Genomic DNA, 17,641 nt, shown 5'->3' with positions numbered 1-17,641 from the left:
CCCTTACCTCCTCGTTAATGGCTCTGCTTAGTATGCTCTTCTCGGTATTCTGTTGGTGTTTGACCACTAGCCTTTTTAAAAACCTGTGTAAAATAACGCGGGTCCTGATAACCGACAAGAGGAGCTATCTGATACACTTTTACGTTGCTGCTCTGCAAAATATACTTTGCCCTCTCCATCCGGCAGTGTGTAACATACTCCAAAAAGGTATATCCCGTTATTTGCTTATATAAAGTGCAGAAATGACTGATGCTGAGATCAGCCAGCTCCGCTACTTCCTCAATACTTAAATCTTTATGGTAATTACTCTCAATATAACGTTTCGCTTTCTCGATGGCGCTACGCGTATCCTCGCGGTTCACAGGCTTGTTCCCTTGCTCCAATCGCACACCAAACTCTTCTTTCAGAGCAGAGATCACTTCATTTAAAGTGCCGAGATTGTGCATCTTGCTAAGTAATCCATGCAAGGACCAATCTGAATTTATATTCAAATACTCATAATTTCTGTACAACACAACGATCAATTCAACAAGAAGACGTTCAGCCATATCCTTAGGAACAGCTTGTGACTCAATAAATAAAGCAAGCTCATCAAATAAAGACCACATCCGGTCTCTATTTAAGGTACGTATACTTTCAATCAGCGCGGTTTCCAGCTCTTTTGGGTATTTCACCTCTTTACTGCTTGGGAACGATATCTCTTCATCAATAAAGACCCCGGCAAGCCCCGAATAGAACCGTTGATATAAGGCCTTCGCGGCCAGAGGGTAAACCGTACTTAATTGATCAATGCCTTGTGTGGTGCGGCTGATGCCTACGGAACAAGACTGCTTGGAGTATCTCTTGATTCCCGCTATCAAATGTTCACCAAGTTCTCTCCTGCTGGCGCTTAAAGATCCAGGGAACAGTAGTATCCACTCTCCATTATGAAACGGGAAAACCGTCAGCACGCCATGCTCCAGTGACCATTCTTCCACAATATTGCGGATTGCAAACAGCCATAGCCGTTTTTCTTCTACACTCCATTGACTGCTCAGTGTGGTGTAGTCATCTAACTGGACAACAGCCATAAAATATCCGCTCTCCAGTTCACTGTTCTCCAGCCATTTCAGATGCTCAAGCGGCCTTGCATTTCCCAAAGTGATTTCTGCAAACAGACGTTCACGTGCAAGCAGTGACAGCATCTGCACAGAATGAATCAGCTGATCATTTTGCTTCTGTTCATCCAGCTTGGTTCTGGCGCGGTTTAGCATTTCAACCAGTTCATCATGATCGATCGGCTTCAATAAATAATCAAAAGCGCCTTGACGTAATGCTTCTCTTGCATATTCGAACTCTCCGTAACCGCTTATAAAAATAAACACCAGCTTCGGGTTTTTAGACAATACTTCCTTCATCAACGTAATCCCGTCAATTACGGGCATGCGAATATCACTAATCACGATATGTGGTGAAGTGTCTTCTATCAAGCGGAGAGCTAATTCTCCATTTCGGGCCTCTCCCACAATCTCCATCTGAAGATCATTCCATGGAATGGCTGCTTTTAAGCTACGAAGAATAATCGGCTCATCATCCACGATTATTACTTTATATTTCTCTTGTAACTCATCCATTCCCTGCACCTCCAGCATCATTGTACACTTGAGCTTTGGATCAAATTCCAATATTGAATGGAGGATGCCTGCACTTGCTTTAACGCTTGCTCAGCAGACATTTCTCCGTTAATCATCTGTTCTATAACACTCAGGAACGTTTTTTTCACTTCTGGTGACAATACATTATCATAAGGGACAAAGCTCTTGCGGTTAACTTCCATCATATTCATAACTTGCGCGAATACGGGTCCTGTCTTCTCAGGATCAAAGGCGATGCGCATGGACGGAATTCTCAACCCTTCATATACAATCCGAGTCTGAACCTCCTGGGTGTAAAAAGCTTTCATGAGATCGAGTGCAGCCTCCCGCTTCGCTCCGCTTAGTTCGGAGGAAAGACCGATGCCAAATGTATAACCGCCGGCAATCGAAGGTTGTTCCCCCTTCTTCAATGTGGGAAACGGAATAACACCTACCTCATTTTGAAAATCCGTAGGAGCTGCTGTTCCGGCAAATAAATTGATATCCCAGTTTCCGTTCAGATACATCGCAGCCTTGCCGCTCGTAAATAGTCCCACCGCATTTTCTGTGGATAACGCATTCGATTTCGTACTGAAGGCACCTTCTTTGATCCATTGCTCCAAGTGCTGAAAAGCCTTTAAATACGCCTCATTCTGAAAGCTGTCTTGATCTTCACCAGTGATCAGCTTCTCGATCAAGTCGGCGCCGGCATAACGATCCATTAAATAATGTGCAAAAATTCCTGCGGGCCAACGATCCTCGTTGCCAAGTGCAAATGGAATATATCCTGCCGACTTCAGCTTTAGTATGGCAGCATCAAGCTCTTGCAGCGTTTCTGGCGGCTTCAAACCGAGCTTTTCGAATATGGTTTTATTAAAATATAAAGGTTCAGCATTCCCTTCAATGGGCAAGCCATAAATATGGTTGTCAAAGGTCCAGAGATCCAGATCCTTGAATTGATTGGTTAGCGCATTCTCCCGGACGAAATCCGTCAGATCAATCAGACGCTTAGAGCGCACATAGGGCTCAATTTCCGCTCCACCGAACAAAACAAACATATCTGGCGGGGTGCCAGTAACCATCTCGTTCTTCAGCTTTTGATCACGGTGCAACGTCTGATCCACACCTTCAAAGTTAACTTTCACATTTGGATGCTCTAACTGGTATTTGTCCACGATATCTTCATAAATAGTCAACAGTGGCCGATCATGCTCTTTAATCCAGAAATGACGGAAAGTTAATGTGATTTTCTCGGGTGAATCATCTTCAATGGGTTCTTGCTTTCCTAAAGTTATAAATAAAACCGCACCCGAAATCAGCACTAGATATAACCACATCCAGCCCCATTTCAATAACCATTTTTTGATAACATTCTCCCCCTTTCTTTCCGTACGGTCGATTACGGCAGTATTTTTGGTATTCGGATTCGGATGGTTGAACCAAAGCCGGGGGATGAACACACTAGTATGCCGTATGGACTGCCGAACCGAATATTCAAGCGTTCATGCACATTTTTAAGCCCCACGCCGCTATCACTGTATTTCTTCTGAGCACTTCCCTCGTTATCCCAAAGACTCATCATCTTGGCAAGGTCAAAGCCGGGGCCGTTATCTTTTACGATAATGATCATATCCATGCCCATTTCATAGGCCGTAATCTCAATGACCCCTGGGTCCTCCATCTGCTCAATCGCATGATACAGCGCATTCTCAACAATCGGCTGAACGATCAGCTTTTGTGTCATGAACGTCCTAAGACCATCCGAAAGATCTATGATATACGAGAATTTGTCTTCAAAACGAAACTTCTGGATATCCAAATAATGACGGACATGCTCGAACTCCATATGCAGCGGAATCAGCTCCTGATTCTGACTGATGCTGATTCGCAGCAGCTTGCCGAGTGAGATGACCATTTTGCTAATATCTTTATTGCCTTGCAGCACGGCCATCGAATTAATCGATTCGAGTGAATTATAAATAAAATGAGGGTTAATCTGCGCCATTAGCGCTTGCATTTCTGCTTCCTTCTTACGTCCCTGCTCAGTCTCCACCTGCACAAGCAGCTCATTGATCTGCGTGCTCATCCGATTAAAGCCATCAATCAGCAAATCACTTTCATCATCAGCACGATAGGGTGTAGTGATCGGCGTAAATATCCCCTGCTTCACCCGCTTCATCCCGTTAACCGCACTATTAATACTATGAACGAGCCTCCGTACGAAATAGCGGTCGAACAAAATGGCGGATAACAGCGAAACTGTACTTAAAATAATCGCAATATTCCGGATGGATACAGATTCTGACGAGATGAGATTCATAGGTGTAATGGCTACTAAATACCAGGCTGCATTATGAGAAGGTAGGAAGGTTATGAGTGATTTTTCCCCCTGATAGTTGTCGATGTAATAGTCATGTTCCTTAGCATAATCATTTTGTAAAAAGGGGAAATCTGTGCGTTGTCCAATATGTTCACCGGATTTATTAAAAACGATATTTCCTAGCTTGTTGACCAGCAAAATATCCCCCTTCTTAAGGGTTGCTGCTTCCCAGAAAATCTGATCCAATAAATCAGGTTTTACATTAACAACCAGATATCCGATATCTTCGAGAGAATATGAATCTTTGATTACTCTTGCTTGTACAAGTACCGGATTGCCGGAGATCTCCGAGCCATTTTCTCCCGGTCCTGACCACACAGGCCGCCCTTCGGCGCCTTCCATCGCGTCAAACCAGCTTTGTCTCTTCAAGTCCTCAAAAGACATCGATGCATTGTATTGATAAATTAAACGATCTTTACTATAAAAACTAAATGAAGTAATCATTGGATGATCAATGAGATAACTGCTAAGCTCCTGCTTTCGATCATAAGTGATTACAAAGTTCTTCTGCTTCAGTGATTGCTGAACAACCGGCTGCGTAATTTTTGAATTCGTGATCGAGGTGATTTCACTAAGCGCAAATTTAAGCTTTCGATCCGTTTCAAGCAGTGAAATCCAGTAGAAGTTGCTTGATTTTTTCTCCATTGCATTAGAAAAATTAACGTAAGTGACGATCCCCATCAGAATAACCGGAATAAAGACGAGAAGAATAATAGCGAACAAGATTTTACGGCGGAGTTTCATGATATTCCCCTTCCCCCTGCTGTCTCTGTCCTCTAGTATTCTTCACAAAACCGCCTATTCCCTGTAAAGATCAAAAAGTAAGATCAGCTCTTAATAGCTCCTGAAGTAAGTCCAGCAATCACCCAGCGGCTAAATAACAGGAATACAATCAGCAGTGGCAAGGTTGCCGTAAATGTTGCTGACATGATCATTCCGTAGTCTAGACCATCGCGATTGGAGAACAGCTGCTGGAGCGCAATTTGAATTGTGAAATGCTCTTGATTCTTCAGTACCACTAAAGGCCAGAAGAAGTCATTCCAAACGGTCATAAAATTCAGTATACCTAGTGTAGCCATAGCTGGAGTAATGACCGGGATAGCGATGTTCCAGAAGATCCGGAAATGTCCGCCGCCATCGATCCGACCTGCTTCAATCAATTCCGTATGTACAGCTGTAGTGATATACTGCCGCATCCAGAAGATCCCGAAGGCATTAACCATCGCCGGAACAATAAGTGCCTTGAAAGAGTCTATCCAGTGGAGCTTGGCCATAATTACGTAAGTAGGTAATACACCAAGCTGCTGTGGCACAAATAATGTAGCAATTACAAAGTAGAACAGAAAATTTTTAAACGGAAATTCATATTTGGCAAAGGCATAACCTGCCAGTGTACAGAAAAACACGACTGATATTGTAACCATAGATGAGACAAATAAAGAGTTGCCCAAGGCTTGAAAGAAGTCTGTTTTGTCCAGTACCCGCTGGAAATTCTCAAAAAACTGGTCTCCAACCGTAAGCAAAGGTGGCACATGGAATACTGCGCCTCTGTCATTAGTGCCAACTACAAACATCCAATAAAAAGGAAAGATGGACACGAGCGCACCAACAACCAGCAGCAGATAAAATCCTAACTTGCCGATGATCCCTAGATCATCCGGATCTTTTTTAAATACACGCAGCGTACTCACGCTTTACCCCCTCCCGTATCTCCACCCATGCGATTTGAGACCAGCATATTGAGGACAGAGAAAATAATCGTGACCAGGAACAGCAAGACTGCCGTAGCTGCTGCCGTACCAAAAAATCCGTTGCGGAATGCTTCGCTATACAAATAAGTAACCATAGTGATTCCTTCCTGACGTGTAGATCCAGTTCCCGCTTGGCCCAAAAATACATAAGGCTCAGTGAACAACTGCAAGGCACCTATAGTTGAAAGCAAGGTAACAAATACAATGAATGGCTTCAATAGCGGTAACGTTATAAAGGTTAGCTGTTGTCTTCTGTTCGCACCGTCAATACGTGCCGCTTCATATAGATCCGTAGGGATACTTTGCAAGCCTGATAGAAAAATAATGGCATTATATCCCGTCCAGCGCCACATTACCATCGTAGAAATGGCGATTTTAACGCCCCACCAGCCAGAGTTGAAGGCCATACTATCCAGTCCCAAGCCGTTTAGAATCCAGTTGATCATTCCGTTGTTGCCAAACAGTGTGCTGAACACGAGCGTAACCGCAACGATAGACGTAATATTAGGCATAAAAAATAAAACCCGGAACGTCTTCTTAAAGCGAGTCATCGCCGAATTCAATAAAACAGCAATCAATAGAGCTAGTAATATCTGTGGAACAGTACCCATAAGCCCCATAATTAACGTGTTGCTAAAAGAAATCCAAAAGGTCGGATCACTTGTGACCAGATCATAGTTTTTCCACCCTACAAATTTCATAGGATTCAGGGCATCCCATTTAAAGAACGAGAGATAGATCGTGAAAAAGATCGGATATAGTCCAAATATCGAGAACAGAATAAAAAAGGGCGAAATAAACGTGTAAGCAGTGATGCGGCTCCTTCTTTGTTCAGTTAAAAAGCGGCGCTTGCTCTCGGCATGCGGACTTGAAATAACAGGTTGTGCCATGTCACACCTCCAGGTAATCTAACGTGCAAATCCGAATTCACAGAGAATGTTTCACTCTATGAATCCGGACCTTCTAGAAATTGAATTTCATAAGCTTGAAATCTTAGCTGCGTTCAGCCAATGTTTTCGCTTGTTTTACTGCTTCGTTCCATTCTTTGGTCGGATCTGCTTTTTTCTCCAACACATTTTTCAATGCGTTTTTGAAGAAAGTATCGGTTTGGTCATGAAGCGGTCCGTAGTATACAGGTTTTACCCGGTTTGCTGCTTTACCGAATTCTACAGCGGTTTGTTGTCCACCGAAGAAATCATCTTTGAAGTCTACGAATGCAGGATCTTCATACAGGGCAGGAATAGAAGGCATAAGTCCTTTTGTTTTGAAAGATTCCAGTTGGTTTTCCTTGTTATCCATCCATGCGATAAAGTCATAAGCTTCTTTCGAGTGTTTGCCTTCTTTTGGCAGCGTCAGGAACGAGCCACCCCAGTTACCAGCACCTTCAGGGAGCTGAGCAATTTTCCATTTGCCAGAGGAGTCTGGAGCATTACTCTTAACATTTCCTGCCATCCAAGCCGGTCCCATAACTACTGCAAATGAACCGTCGTTCATGCCTTGACCCCATTCAGGAGACCAGAGCATAACATTGCTGATCCAGCCTTCTTGAATACCTTTAACCGTGAAATCATAAGCTTTTTTGACTTGCGGATTGGTATCTCCGATAAAGCTGCCATCAGCTTTGCTGAAATAGATTTCATCAGCAGATTGATCACGCAAAGCATTAAAGGTAAGATCCGTAAGGTCTACAAATGGTTTGCCTGTTTTCTCTTTGAAAGCTTTGGCAACAGCTGCGAACTTATCCCAAGTATCAATAGCAGCGCCGAATCCTTCTGAATCACTTGGCAGTCCAGCTTCTTCAGCCAAATCTGTGCGGTAATATACAACCGTTGGACCGATATCTGTTGGAAGACCTAGCTGGAAGCTGCCATCTACGGAAGAAGCTTGTTTCCATTTCCAATCCAGATAGTTGGCTTGAATATCTTTGGCACCCAGATCATTCAGGTTATAGAACTTGTCCTGAGCGTTGATGAAACGTTCCATGAAACCGATTTCAAGTTGGAAAATATCAGGCGCACCCGATCCAGCCGACAAAGCAGTGGTCAAATTATTATGGTGAGCGGTTTGGTCACCGGTATTTTGCACTTTGATCGTAATGTTTGGATGTTCCTTAGTGTACTCCTTCGCTAAATCCTCGTAGTTCACGTTGCCCAGTGTCCAGAAAGAAAGTTCGATTTTCTCAGCCGGTTCTGTTCCCTCATCCTTAGTAGGTTCACTTGTGCTTGCTGCGTTGTTACCTGCATTTTTGTTTGATGTGTTGTTGTTCTCGGCGTTGTTGCCTCCGCATGCTGCCAGTGAACCTACGAGCATGATAGCGACTAACGATAGCGCCAAGTGTTTTACTTTATTCATTCCCCTGTACCCCTTTCAAAGGTTTCTCTTACAAGAATTAGTGTACAGGGTTTAAATTCTTTTTTTGAGGAGGTAAACTTCCGATTTATGGTGGAAATAATTACGAAACCATTCATATCTATGTTATGTCTAAGGAGGGAGTATAAAATTTCGTCCAAATATGTTCCTCACAGAATACGTGTACTTCATCTTAAATTGGATTTCTTGTGCTTCCGCAGGTATACTATTTTTATTTCTTACTTCATTACATGATCAAAGGAGTTATTTCCCATGCCCATTAACCGCCCGCTGCTAAGCGACAGCGATTTCCAAGAAGCCGTTGACCGCAAATTACCTGTTCGTGTATTTCAGGACGATCATTTAGTAAATTCAGGAGCAACCGTTGTCCGCTTCACTGATTTCGATGTTGTTATTCAATCTAGAGTTAGTGATCTGACTTACTACTCACGCAAGAGCTGCGAATTTTTTGAGGTCAGACCCTAAAGAAAGCCGGAATGCAATGATCTCTAGGATCATCGCGTTCCGGCTTTCTTTAACAGACATAGGGTATAGCTTTCATCTTTAATTTTTGTTGTAGGTGCTGTACGCTTTCATTTTCTCATTCAGAACTTCCTGGAAACTCATTCTCTTCTTGTCTGCTTTTCCTTGCTTGGGATTGACCACGGGCTGAGGTCTAAAAAACTGATGATTGTAAGCCATAAGATTATGTACGATCACATTCATTGGATTTCAACCTCCTTCCGTGATGTTCCTGAAATTTGCATTTCTGCTTGGTTACTTACGGCTTATTTACCCAGCTTCTCCAAAGTTTAAACAGTTTTATCTCTTCTAATGTCAAAAAACCTCCAAGCCATATAAAAATAGCTGGAGGTTGTTCATATTTCTTATTGCTCTAGCGCTGAGACGGGAACCTTGCTTTCCCCTTCTCATCATTATTATGATCCACTCGCCCTCTCATCAGTTCAAGCAGATATTCGGGTTCTGAGTTCATATGCAGCATTTGAAGTGCAGTTTTTGGTGCAAAACCTTCAGCCACACTATGTGAGATCAGGGCTTGCAGTGGATTAAAATAACCTCGAACATTCAGCAGCCCTATAGGCTTCTGATGAATACCAATCTGCATCCAGCACAGAATTTCAAATAGCTCATCGAAGGTTCCAAGACCTCCCGGCAAAGCAATAAAAGCATCCGCCATACCGCTCATTACCGCCTTACGTTCATGCATACTAGAGACCTCAATCAGATTCGTCAATCCGGAGTGTCTGATTTCATCTTGAAAAAGATCCACTGGCATAATTCCTACAGCTTCGCCGCCATTCGCAAGTACTCCGTCCGCAACCTGTCCCATAAGGCCATTCCGCGAACCTCCATAGACCAACCTACAGCCTTGTGCCGCTATATGATAACCTAATTCCCTAGCCATTTCCGTATATTCAGAGTTAAGACCTGGATTCGATCCGGCAAACACACATATTGTAAAAGCCATTCCTATCACTCCAGACTGGTTATTATGGTGAAATTGAGATTAATTCACTTATTGTACCTCAGAATATTAATATATGTGTTAAATGAAAGTCATCTTTTTGTTTGTAATGTTAATTGGTACAGCGTACTATTCCACTCCGCAGATAGACCTGTAGCTTTGGCCAAAGCCGCTGCTGGCACTAGAGAAGTATAGCTTACTTTAATGGATTCTGCTGATGGTAATGAAATTTTCTTCCCAGCTTTCGTCAACGTCAGTTCCCCCTCCAAAGACAGGGTATATCCCAGACTTTCTGCTACATCCCTAATCGGTACTTTTACACTTCCATCCATAAAAATAGCAGACTGTGCGGAATCCATTTTTTGACCATCTACAATTACAGTAACAGGCTTTAAAATAGGAGATATAGCAAAAGGACGTGAATCAACCGCGCTAATTCCGAGTTGACCAAACCTATTTGTTCCCCAAGCCACAGCTGTTCCATCCTTCAGGACTGCATACTTACTATTCTCACCCATGGCAAAAGAAACAGGATCACTCAATCCTTTTATTAACTTAGGCTGCGTAAAAACTAAACGGTTGTCGGTTGTTGGTTGGGTACTCCAAGTCCACACGGTGCCATCTTTTTTAACAGCTGCAAAGTTGTCTAAATCCAGCGTAAGTTTTGAGATCGTTTTTACGGCTGTAATCTTTTGCAGACCTTGTAGTGAGGTACCAGCTTTCCATACCCAGTATTCTCCTTTTTTATTGCCAACAAGATTGAACCCGTTTTTCGTCTGGACAGATACAATATCCGTAAGACCTGGCATCTTGCTCATCGTGACTTCGTTATAATTATCGCTGTCAATTGTTCCCCAGACGCTCCCGCTCTCGGTTAAAGCCAGTATACTGCGATCGCTCATAGAGACGGACTTTACATGGTATAAATCCTTAACTGGGGTCGGTTTCTTCATCACATTCGTGTTCTCTGTTTGCGGGATAGCACTCCAAATCCACAGCGTACCGTTAGTTCGAATGGCGGCATGATAAATACTGCTTCCGATCCACTTCACTTCGCTCAAACCCTGTACCTTAGTGGCAGCAGGCAGCTCTGTATAGCCCACATCTGAAGCTTCTGGAGGATTCCACTGTAGTAGACTTCCATCGTTTCTCAAAGCTAATGCACTATGCAATCCTGACGATATACTAACCACATCACTCATTCCTGAGATCCCTTGAGGAAGCAGAACCTTGTGTTGTTTAGCACTTGCCCCATTGCCAGCTTCTGCTACACTCTTATCCCGATAATCTCCCCAAGCCTTAACCGTACCGTCTTCGTTCAGCGCTACATAGTACGCTTCGCCGATCGCCAGCTGTTTCGTATGTTCAAGCCCAGCTATTCTATGGGGAGTAATCGTCCAACCCTCAGGCCCGGCAGTTCCATTAGCAAATTGACCAAAAACATTACTCCCCCAGGACCAAACATTTCCGTCAGTTCCCACCGCAAAAGAGCTTCCACCCCAAAAACCAGGCGAAGCAACAATCTCCTTAATCCCACCCAACTTCCCAGGTGATGGAGCCGCACTTATAACTTGAGGGACAGACAATGCAGTCACCAGACTTGAACAAACCAACAAACTAAACAGCCTTAGCTTCCTTGAAAATAAGTGCATCTTGATTTTCCCTTCTTATGATATTATTGTAATTATTATTTCTATTACACTAAGACGCTATAAAGCTGACAAAAGTTGTAGTTTATCTTAAATCCCGGGATTCAGATTGGTTTGAATTATGATATAATTACGCTGCCTTAGATCTACTCTTATTCAACCGCAATACCGGAACCAAATGATCATGGAGGGAAATCATGCTTAAATTTATAGGTATTATGATGCTTTTCAGATTAGTGGGCAACCCTTTTCTGGCTTTATTCATCCTGCTTGTTATCTTATATTTCTTAGATCGGCGATACGTGGGAATTTTCCCTAGTATTACAAAGCCCTTCAAACGGGTGCGGCAAATCTCCAAGCTGCGCACAACAGTATCTTTGAATCCAAATGATGTTTCTGCTAAATTTGATTTAGCCCGGAATCTGTCAGAACGTAAAAAATACAAGGAAGCCAAGGATATCCTGCTACAGATCGAAGACCGTTACGAACAATCTGCCGAATATTGGGTGGAGCTGGGTCATGTGAATCTTAAGCTGGGCGCTTTGGAAGAAGGCGAAGATCAGATGCTTCGAGGTCTAGAAATCAACCGAAAAGCCCAATATGGTCAGCCATATCTTCGGTTAGCGGAAACCTTTCGCCATACAAATCACGATAAAGCGTTGCATTACGTTACTCAATTTCAAGAGATTCAATCTTCCTCTAGTGAAGCCTATTATTTAGCCGGCTCCATGTACAAAGCACTGGGCAGAACTGAGGATGCTAAACGTGCTTTTGACGAATCCACCGCCATCTACCGTTCGCTACCCAAATATAAAAAACGGCAAGAACGCGGCTGGGCGTTACGTAGCTTTTTTGCCAAAATGAAATAAACTTTGTACTTATATTTTCACAAAAAAACCTCTAGCCGCCTATTTATTTAGGCAAACACTAGAGGTTTTTTGCTGTGTAGAGTGATTACATGTTTACATCTTGTTTAGTGGGTTCTCCACTTTGTTTGACCGCAAATGGCCACCAGTTCCCACGGCCGAAGATCCGCACCATAACAGGAACAAAAAACGGCAAGAAGATTAGTGCATACAAGGCCAATCCTACAAGCACCACTGTTGCAATCTGCATCATCGACAATACCCCTGAAGGGTACATCGATGCGAAGGTGCCGCCCAAAATAACTACCGCCGAAAGAATGACTGTTCCCATATTGCGCATAGCATGCAGGATCGCTTCCCGTACATCCCATGTTTTATATTCGTTAAAGCGGGCCATTAAGAAAATACTATAATCTACACCAAGTGCAATCAGCATAACAAAGCTGAAGAATGGCGTTGTCCAGGTAATCCCTTCAAAGTGCAGAAGGTGAACGAATATAGCCTCTGTAACACCCAATGCTGAAAAATAAGTAATCAAAAGAGAAATAATAAGGTAAATCGGCATTACGATTGAACGAAGCAGCAACACCAAGATAATGAAGATCCCACCCAGCATCAAAATTACTGTACGTGTGTAGTCTTCGTTGGAAATATTACGTAAATCGTTCTGGCTGCTTGTAACCCCGCTGATTGCAGACTCTGCATTTTCCAGCTTCGTTCCTTTCACTGCACGATCTACTGCTGCTTGAATATCATCAACACTGTCAATAGCTTCTGAACTATATGGATTCTCAGTGAATACTACATCCAGCGTCATTACCTTACGGTCGTCAGACAAGTAGGTATTAAATACCTGCTCTATACCTTCAGCTTCAAGAGCCTCAGCCGGTACAAAGAATCCACTCAGCTCATCATCCTTAGCCGCTTGAATCTGATTCAAATAATCTTGTGCAGAGCCCAGCCCACTGGTAATTTGTTTCAAGCCGTCTGCACTGTCGCTTAAACCAGTAGTTAAGGCTCCTATCTGCCCAGTTAATTGACCAAAACCATCCGCAAGCTGCTGCTGTCCGCCTTGCAATTGATCTAGTCCACTAGTAATGGATGGAATTTTATCTACGATCTGTCCTTGGCCTGCTGCGGCCTGCTCCAGCCCATATTGCAGCTGACCGATGCCCGCAACAAGCTTAGCTAAACCTTGTGCGAGTGCGGTTTGCCCTGCCGAAGCTTTGGCATAGCCAGCATTCGCCTCATTTAAGCCAGCTGCTGCTCCTTTAAGCTGCTCTGAGATCTGCCCGAGACCCGCTGCCAGCTGTGCTGCCCCAGTACCACTCTGCGTTACGGTGCCTTTAATGGTCAGGTAATTAACATCCTGCAGAATTTCCGGATAACTGCTCTCAAGACCATTAAAAGAACCATCCAGTCCCTTCAACGCTTCTGCCACACCTTGCAGCTGCTGCGGAAGCTGCCCAAGCCCTTGATTCAGCGCAGTTAAACCGCTGCCGATTTTTTTATATCCCTCCAGCAGCTTCGTATTGGCATCCGCAAGCTGCTTGGCACTAGCAGCTGCCTGTTGAAGTCCTGCTTTGATTTCTCCTGCACCAGCTGAGCCGCTTTTTATTCCGCTCTCAATACGTGCCAGCCCATCGCCTAACGCGACGATCCCATCTTTCAGTTCTGCTGTGCCTTCCGTCAGCTTAGCGCTGCCTTGAGCAGCCTCTGTAAGCTTAGGTGCATTTTCACTCAGCTGTTTACTAGCTTCAGACAATCCCGTTTGAATCTTGGTCAATCCCTCACTGGTCTGATCCAGACCGTCAGATAAAGTCCCCACCTGATTCGGGATTAAGAAATCACTGATCAGCTCTCCCGTTGGACGAGACATGCTGCGCACCGATTTTACGCTGTCCACTTTTTCCAGCTCGCGGCTGATTTTTTCTGCAAGTCCAAGATATTCTGAAGTATCCATCCGATCATCATTTTTGATTACGATCTTGCCAGGCATGGATTCACCCGGCCCGAAGCTATCCGAAATGATGTTAAATCCTTTTACCGAGGCATATTCTGAGCCAATTTCCTCCAAGCTGTTGAAGGACAGCTTTCCGCTATAGGTAACAAGGAACGGAGCTACGATTACTGCAACAATTAGCAGCGCGGCCCATGGTCTTTTTAAGGAAAAAGAACCTGCTGCTCCCCAAATACGGCTCTCACTGTGCTCCAGCTTGCCGCGTGAAGGCCAGAAGAGCTTTTTGCCAAGTACCGCCATGAAGAATGGAACTATGGTTACAAGCGCCAGCAGCATAACCGCAATCCCCACGGCAACGGCTACCGCCGAGCGATACAGAATGAATTTGGATAATCCAATCGCTACAAAACCTACGAATACCGCAAGTCCGGAATAGAACACCGTTCCCCCAGCCTTACGGTAGGTTGCAATAATAGCACTTTTGGTATCTTCTGCTGTCATCATTTCTTCTTTAAAACGACTGATTAACAGGATACAATAATCCGTACCAATCCCGAACATGACCGCAACCATAAAGATTTGAGTAAATGTAGATAATGGAAAATCATAACGGTCCACTAAAAAAGCCACAACGGACTGAGAAACAATATAGCTGAGTCCTACCGTCAGTAGCGGAACAAACGGTGCCACGAACGAACGGAACACCACGAACAGGATAAGTAAAATAAAGACTACCGTAATATATTCCGATTTCTTAAGCCCGGCTTCCGAGCTAGCAATCATATCCTCAGTAATCAAACCCTCACTGGTTAAATAATGATCCGCCTTAACATCTGTGAGTAATTCATCCACTTTATCAGGAAGTGCGGTGACAGACTCTCCTCCGCCTTTGATAGACAACGCCACCATTATCGTCTTGCCATCCTTGGCAATCAACGTATCCTTAAGCTCACTTTGTGAAAAAGGATCGGTGATGGAATCGATCTGCAGCATCTCCTTATTCGCAGCCAACTTCTCAACGCCCTGCTGGATACTAGCTGTTTCATTGGCTCCGATTCCCTCTGGATTATTGAATACAAGAGCTACCTGATGCAGTGTCTCTCCGCCCTTATCATTCGCCGCTTCCTTTAAGATTTCTGCCGCTCTAGATGAGGAATAACCATCAGGTACAGTAACCTGCCCCTTCTCACGTACAAGATCAGAGAACGAAGGGGCCGTCATGACCAAAACTACGGCCACAGCGAGCCAGATTGCGATAACCGCCCATCTTGCTTTTAGAATCGTCTTCATGGATTCTTCCCTCCATCATCATTCTGAATTAAATTCGCCAGCTTCTCGAACATCATGACGAACATTTCAATATCCTTCTCTTCAAAATGAAACAAATACGGGGAAATCACTTCATGTACCTGCGTCTCCGCTGCTTCAAAAACTTTTTTTCCGTGCTCAGACATCGACAAATACACCTGGCGGCGATCATTCTCGTCACGAGTTCGCTCGATTATACCCGCTTGCACCAATCTGTTGATGATTGCAGTAATGGAGCTTTTACCCACGCAAAAAGATTCAGCAAGATATGTAGACGTACATTGTTCCTGAGCATTAATCAACCGAAGAATTTGATACTGATCATTCGTTGTCTCCGCCGCAATACTATCTTTAATTCTTGCTGCTACTTGTCTTGTCACAATCAAATAAGCATCCATGTAGCGATTGATCCAATGTTGCACTTCGTTATCCAAAGCTTCCTACCTCCAAAATATAGTTCAACTATCGAACAGTTTCATTGTCAAACTATAATACCTGCTTTTATAAAAGTCAATTGGCTTTTTTTCGGGCATTTAAAGGCAAAACGCAAAAAAAACAGGCCGAGATTCCTCTCGACCTGCCATTTTATGACCTTCAAAGATTTTTTAGTCCTCATCCTCGGTCTCTTCAACTTCGTATACACATCTTAACATTTCAATTCCGGCTTCATTCTCTCCTAAGCTGTACACCATGAACCCTAGACTACGATAAAAATCTGCGGCGATTTCATCCTCAGTCTCAGCTACCAGATAACGCGGCTGACGAGTAGCGAGCAGCTCCAGAATCATTCCCCTTGCATAACCTTTCCCTCTATTCTCTGGCAAGACGGCAATATGCCGAATGTCCAAAGAACCGTCTTCGGTTTCTTCGAAGCCTACAAGACCAAGCAGGAGTTCTTCTTCTTCCCAGCCATATAACTGCAGCCCGGCTTGTTCGCTGTACTCAGACGATGTCTGCTCCAACGCGTTGGGGTCATCAATGACCGCATACGTCAACAGCTCGTTCACCTCAGGCGAACCAATAAGGGATTTAAGATCTACCAACATTGTTCACATTCCTCCTTCTCTGTTGCTTCTGTACCCGATTCGAAACATACAGTAACCTGTCCATATCCCTAACATGTTTAACAATAGATCATCAATATCAAAGCTTCCGACATGCAGCAGCATTTGCAGAGACTCCAAAAGCAGGATGCAAGGAACAGCATATAAAGAGATTCTTTTCCAAGAAATTGGCCGTGTCTTTGCAAGTGGAATTAGTATACCAAATGGAATAAACACAACAACATTTCCAAGCAGATTCACAAACCGGCTGATCAGCGATACCCCGTTATTCATGTCGAAATAAAGTGACACCGTACGTAATGGAATCAAATTGTACTGAAGCGGGCCACCTGTATGGATCTCTCGCCCAAAACCGATAAACATCCAATAGATAACAGTAGCACTATACAGAGTCAGCCCTATCCGTGTCAATGCTCTCAGCTTCCGTAATCTGCTAGATTCTCCAGATCTACGAATGATCAATTGCCCGGTTTAACTTCTATAATTTCAATGCTTCCATCTTTTTTACCCACAATAGCCATTGCTGCAATTCCAATAAATAAGCCGTGTTCCACAACTCCCGGAATACTTTGGATGGTCAGTGCCAGCTTCGGTGCGGACTCAATGACTTCGAACCGGCAGTCTGCGATGTAATTGCCGTTATCTGTCTTGTACAGCTCTTCTCCGCTACGACGCAATTCAGGATTGCAACCCAGCTTGGCAAGTTCAGCCACAGTCCATTCCCATGCAAAAGGAACAATTTCCACAGGCAGCGGGAATTTGCCAAGTGTGTTTACCACTTTACTCTCATCAGCAATAACGATCATACGAGTACTGTTACTCGCAACAATCTTCTCCCGAAGCAGCGCGCCGCCGCCGCCTTTAATAAGCTGTAGACTACTATCCAGCTCGTCCGCTCCGTCAATGGTCAGGTCCAGACTATCAATATCTCCAAAAGCTACGATTGGAATCCCAAGTTCACGCGCCTGTTCTTCGGAAGCACGGGAGGTTGCTACAGCGGTAATTTTTAGACCTTCACTGACGCGCTCACCAAGCTTGTTGATCGCCCAATAGGCTGTAGATCCAGTGCCAAGGCCGATCTTCATGCCATCTTTTACAAATTCCACTGCTTTTTCCGCGGCTAATTGTTTAACATTGATACTCATTTTATTACCCCCATGTTATCCGTTATAATGATCTATGATGATGTTGAAATCACCTATTGTTCAGGAGGAT

The 17,641-nt window shown here is 43.9% G+C and carries 16 protein-coding genes; 2 read left to right on the top strand and 14 right to left on the bottom strand.

Features of this window, described 5'->3' with window-relative positions; genetic code table 11:
* Positions 1–14: 14 nt before the first annotated feature.
* From NSQ91_RS13155 to NSQ91_RS13130, 6 genes are all read right to left on the bottom strand, one after another.
* Positions 15–1,613, bottom strand: a complete 1,599-nt coding sequence (locus NSQ91_RS13155) for a response regulator (RefSeq protein ID WP_076125936.1) — start codon at positions 1,611–1,613, stop codon at positions 15–17.
* 17 nt (positions 1,614–1,630) lie between these two features.
* A complete protein-coding gene (locus tag NSQ91_RS13150) occupies positions 1,631–2,950 on the bottom strand; it encodes an ABC transporter substrate-binding protein (RefSeq protein WP_076218212.1) in 1,320 nt (439 codons plus the stop codon).
* Between the two features lie 62 nt (positions 2,951–3,012).
* Complete coding sequence (locus tag NSQ91_RS13145; protein ID WP_076304181.1) at positions 3,013–4,737, bottom strand: cache domain-containing sensor histidine kinase; 1,725 nt, start codon at positions 4,735–4,737, stop codon at positions 3,013–3,015.
* An 83-nt stretch (positions 4,738–4,820) separates the two neighbouring features.
* Positions 4,821–5,684 (bottom strand): carbohydrate ABC transporter permease, encoded by an 864-nt coding sequence (locus NSQ91_RS13140; RefSeq protein WP_076304180.1) that lies wholly within the window; start codon positions 5,682–5,684, stop codon positions 4,821–4,823.
* Entirely contained in the window at positions 5,681–6,634 is a 954-nt protein-coding gene (locus tag NSQ91_RS13135) for a carbohydrate ABC transporter permease (RefSeq protein WP_036686279.1), read from the bottom strand. The genes NSQ91_RS13140 and NSQ91_RS13135 overlap by 4 nt, the downstream gene beginning before the upstream one ends.
* A 103-nt stretch (positions 6,635–6,737) precedes the next feature.
* Positions 6,738–8,096, bottom strand: coding sequence for an ABC transporter substrate-binding protein (locus NSQ91_RS13130; protein ID WP_076218205.1), 1,359 nt, complete (start codon positions 8,094–8,096; stop codon positions 6,738–6,740).
* 270 nt (positions 8,097–8,366) lie between these two features.
* On the opposite strand from NSQ91_RS13130, the gene NSQ91_RS13125 reads away from it, so the two are divergent.
* A complete protein-coding gene (locus NSQ91_RS13125) occupies positions 8,367–8,579 on the top strand; it encodes a hypothetical protein (protein ID WP_076125931.1) in 213 nt (70 codons plus the stop codon).
* Positions 8,580–8,657: 78 nt separating this feature from the next.
* On the opposite strand, the gene NSQ91_RS13120 is transcribed toward NSQ91_RS13125, so the two are convergent.
* From NSQ91_RS13120 to NSQ91_RS13110, 3 genes are all read right to left on the bottom strand, one after another.
* On the bottom strand, positions 8,658–8,819 hold the full coding sequence (locus NSQ91_RS13120) for a hypothetical protein (RefSeq protein WP_172628809.1): 162 nt from the start codon (positions 8,817–8,819) through the stop codon (positions 8,658–8,660).
* Positions 8,820–8,988: 169 nt separating this feature from the next.
* On the bottom strand, positions 8,989–9,582 hold the full coding sequence (locus NSQ91_RS13115; protein ID WP_076125930.1) for an LOG family protein: 594 nt from the start codon (positions 9,580–9,582) through the stop codon (positions 8,989–8,991).
* A gap of 89 nt (positions 9,583–9,671) precedes the next feature.
* Complete coding sequence (locus NSQ91_RS13110; RefSeq protein ID WP_076304176.1) at positions 9,672–11,231, bottom strand: hypothetical protein; 1,560 nt, start codon at positions 11,229–11,231, stop codon at positions 9,672–9,674.
* Between the two features lie 194 nt (positions 11,232–11,425).
* Between NSQ91_RS13110 and NSQ91_RS13105 the strand changes: the two genes are divergently transcribed.
* Positions 11,426–12,097 (top strand): tetratricopeptide repeat protein, encoded by a 672-nt coding sequence (locus tag NSQ91_RS13105; protein ID WP_076218208.1) that lies wholly within the window; start codon positions 11,426–11,428, stop codon positions 12,095–12,097.
* 85 nt (positions 12,098–12,182) lie between these two features.
* Here the strand turns inward: NSQ91_RS13105 and NSQ91_RS13100 are convergent, their stop codons facing one another.
* The 5 genes from NSQ91_RS13100 to rpiA all read right to left on the bottom strand — a co-directional run bounded on the left by NSQ91_RS13100 (position 12,183) and on the right by rpiA (position 17,565).
* On the bottom strand, positions 12,183–15,344 hold the full coding sequence (locus NSQ91_RS13100; protein WP_340918087.1) for an MMPL family transporter: 3,162 nt from the start codon (positions 15,342–15,344) through the stop codon (positions 12,183–12,185).
* On the bottom strand, positions 15,341–15,796 hold the full coding sequence (locus NSQ91_RS13095; RefSeq protein ID WP_038570382.1) for a MarR family winged helix-turn-helix transcriptional regulator: 456 nt from the start codon (positions 15,794–15,796) through the stop codon (positions 15,341–15,343). Before NSQ91_RS13095 ends, NSQ91_RS13100 begins: the two co-directional genes overlap by 4 nt.
* Before the next feature lie 171 nt (positions 15,797–15,967).
* A complete protein-coding gene (locus tag NSQ91_RS13090; protein WP_076125920.1) occupies positions 15,968–16,408 on the bottom strand; it encodes a GNAT family N-acetyltransferase in 441 nt (146 codons plus the stop codon).
* Between the two features lie 3 nt (positions 16,409–16,411).
* Entirely contained in the window at positions 16,412–16,837 is a 426-nt protein-coding gene (locus NSQ91_RS13085; protein WP_339173657.1) for a VanZ family protein, read from the bottom strand.
* 47 nt (positions 16,838–16,884) lie between these two features.
* The gene (rpiA, locus tag NSQ91_RS13080) at positions 16,885–17,565 is read right to left on the bottom strand and encodes a ribose-5-phosphate isomerase RpiA (RefSeq protein ID WP_339174496.1); all 681 of its coding nucleotides are present in this window, start codon (positions 17,563–17,565) and stop codon (positions 16,885–16,887) included.
* Between the last annotated feature and the right edge of the window lie 76 nt (positions 17,566–17,641).

Source organism: Paenibacillus sp. FSL R7-0048 (assembly GCF_038004505.1).
GTDB lineage: Bacteria > Bacillota > Bacilli > Paenibacillales > Paenibacillaceae > Paenibacillus_AQ > Paenibacillus_AQ odorifer.
Note: the sequence above shows the minus strand (reverse complement) of the source record. Positions and strands in the feature narration are given on the sequence as shown.

What these genes read in the sequence shown, in the direction of transcription:
- NSQ91_RS13155 (WP_076125936.1), bottom strand. Translation starts at nt 1,613, where the DNA reads ATGGATGAGTTACAAGAGAAATATAAAGTAATAATCGTGGATGATGAG.
- NSQ91_RS13150 (WP_076218212.1), bottom strand. Translation starts at nt 2,950, where the DNA reads ATGTGGTTATATCTAGTGCTGATTTCGGGTGCGGTTTTATTTATAACT.
- NSQ91_RS13145 (WP_076304181.1), bottom strand. Translation starts at nt 4,737, where the DNA reads ATGAAACTCCGCCGTAAAATCTTGTTCGCTATTATTCTTCTCGTCTTT.
- NSQ91_RS13135 (WP_036686279.1), bottom strand. Translation starts at nt 6,634, where the DNA reads ATGGCACAACCTGTTATTTCAAGTCCGCATGCCGAGAGCAAGCGCCGC.
- NSQ91_RS13130 (WP_076218205.1), bottom strand. Translation starts at nt 8,096, where the DNA reads ATGAATAAAGTAAAACACTTGGCGCTATCGTTAGTCGCTATCATGCTC.
- NSQ91_RS13125 (WP_076125931.1), top strand. Translation starts at nt 8,367, where the DNA reads ATGCCCATTAACCGCCCGCTGCTAAGCGACAGCGATTTCCAAGAAGCC.
- NSQ91_RS13120 (WP_172628809.1), bottom strand. Translation starts at nt 8,819, where the DNA reads ATGAATGTGATCGTACATAATCTTATGGCTTACAATCATCAGTTTTTT.
- NSQ91_RS13115 (WP_076125930.1), bottom strand. Translation starts at nt 9,582, where the DNA reads ATGGCTTTTACAATATGTGTGTTTGCCGGATCGAATCCAGGTCTTAAC.
- NSQ91_RS13110 (WP_076304176.1), bottom strand. Translation starts at nt 11,231, where the DNA reads ATGCACTTATTTTCAAGGAAGCTAAGGCTGTTTAGTTTGTTGGTTTGT.
- NSQ91_RS13105 (WP_076218208.1), top strand. Translation starts at nt 11,426, where the DNA reads ATGCTTAAATTTATAGGTATTATGATGCTTTTCAGATTAGTGGGCAAC.
- NSQ91_RS13100 (WP_340918087.1), bottom strand. Translation starts at nt 15,344, where the DNA reads ATGAAGACGATTCTAAAAGCAAGATGGGCGGTTATCGCAATCTGGCTC.
- NSQ91_RS13090 (WP_076125920.1), bottom strand. Translation starts at nt 16,408, where the DNA reads ATGTTGGTAGATCTTAAATCCCTTATTGGTTCGCCTGAGGTGAACGAG.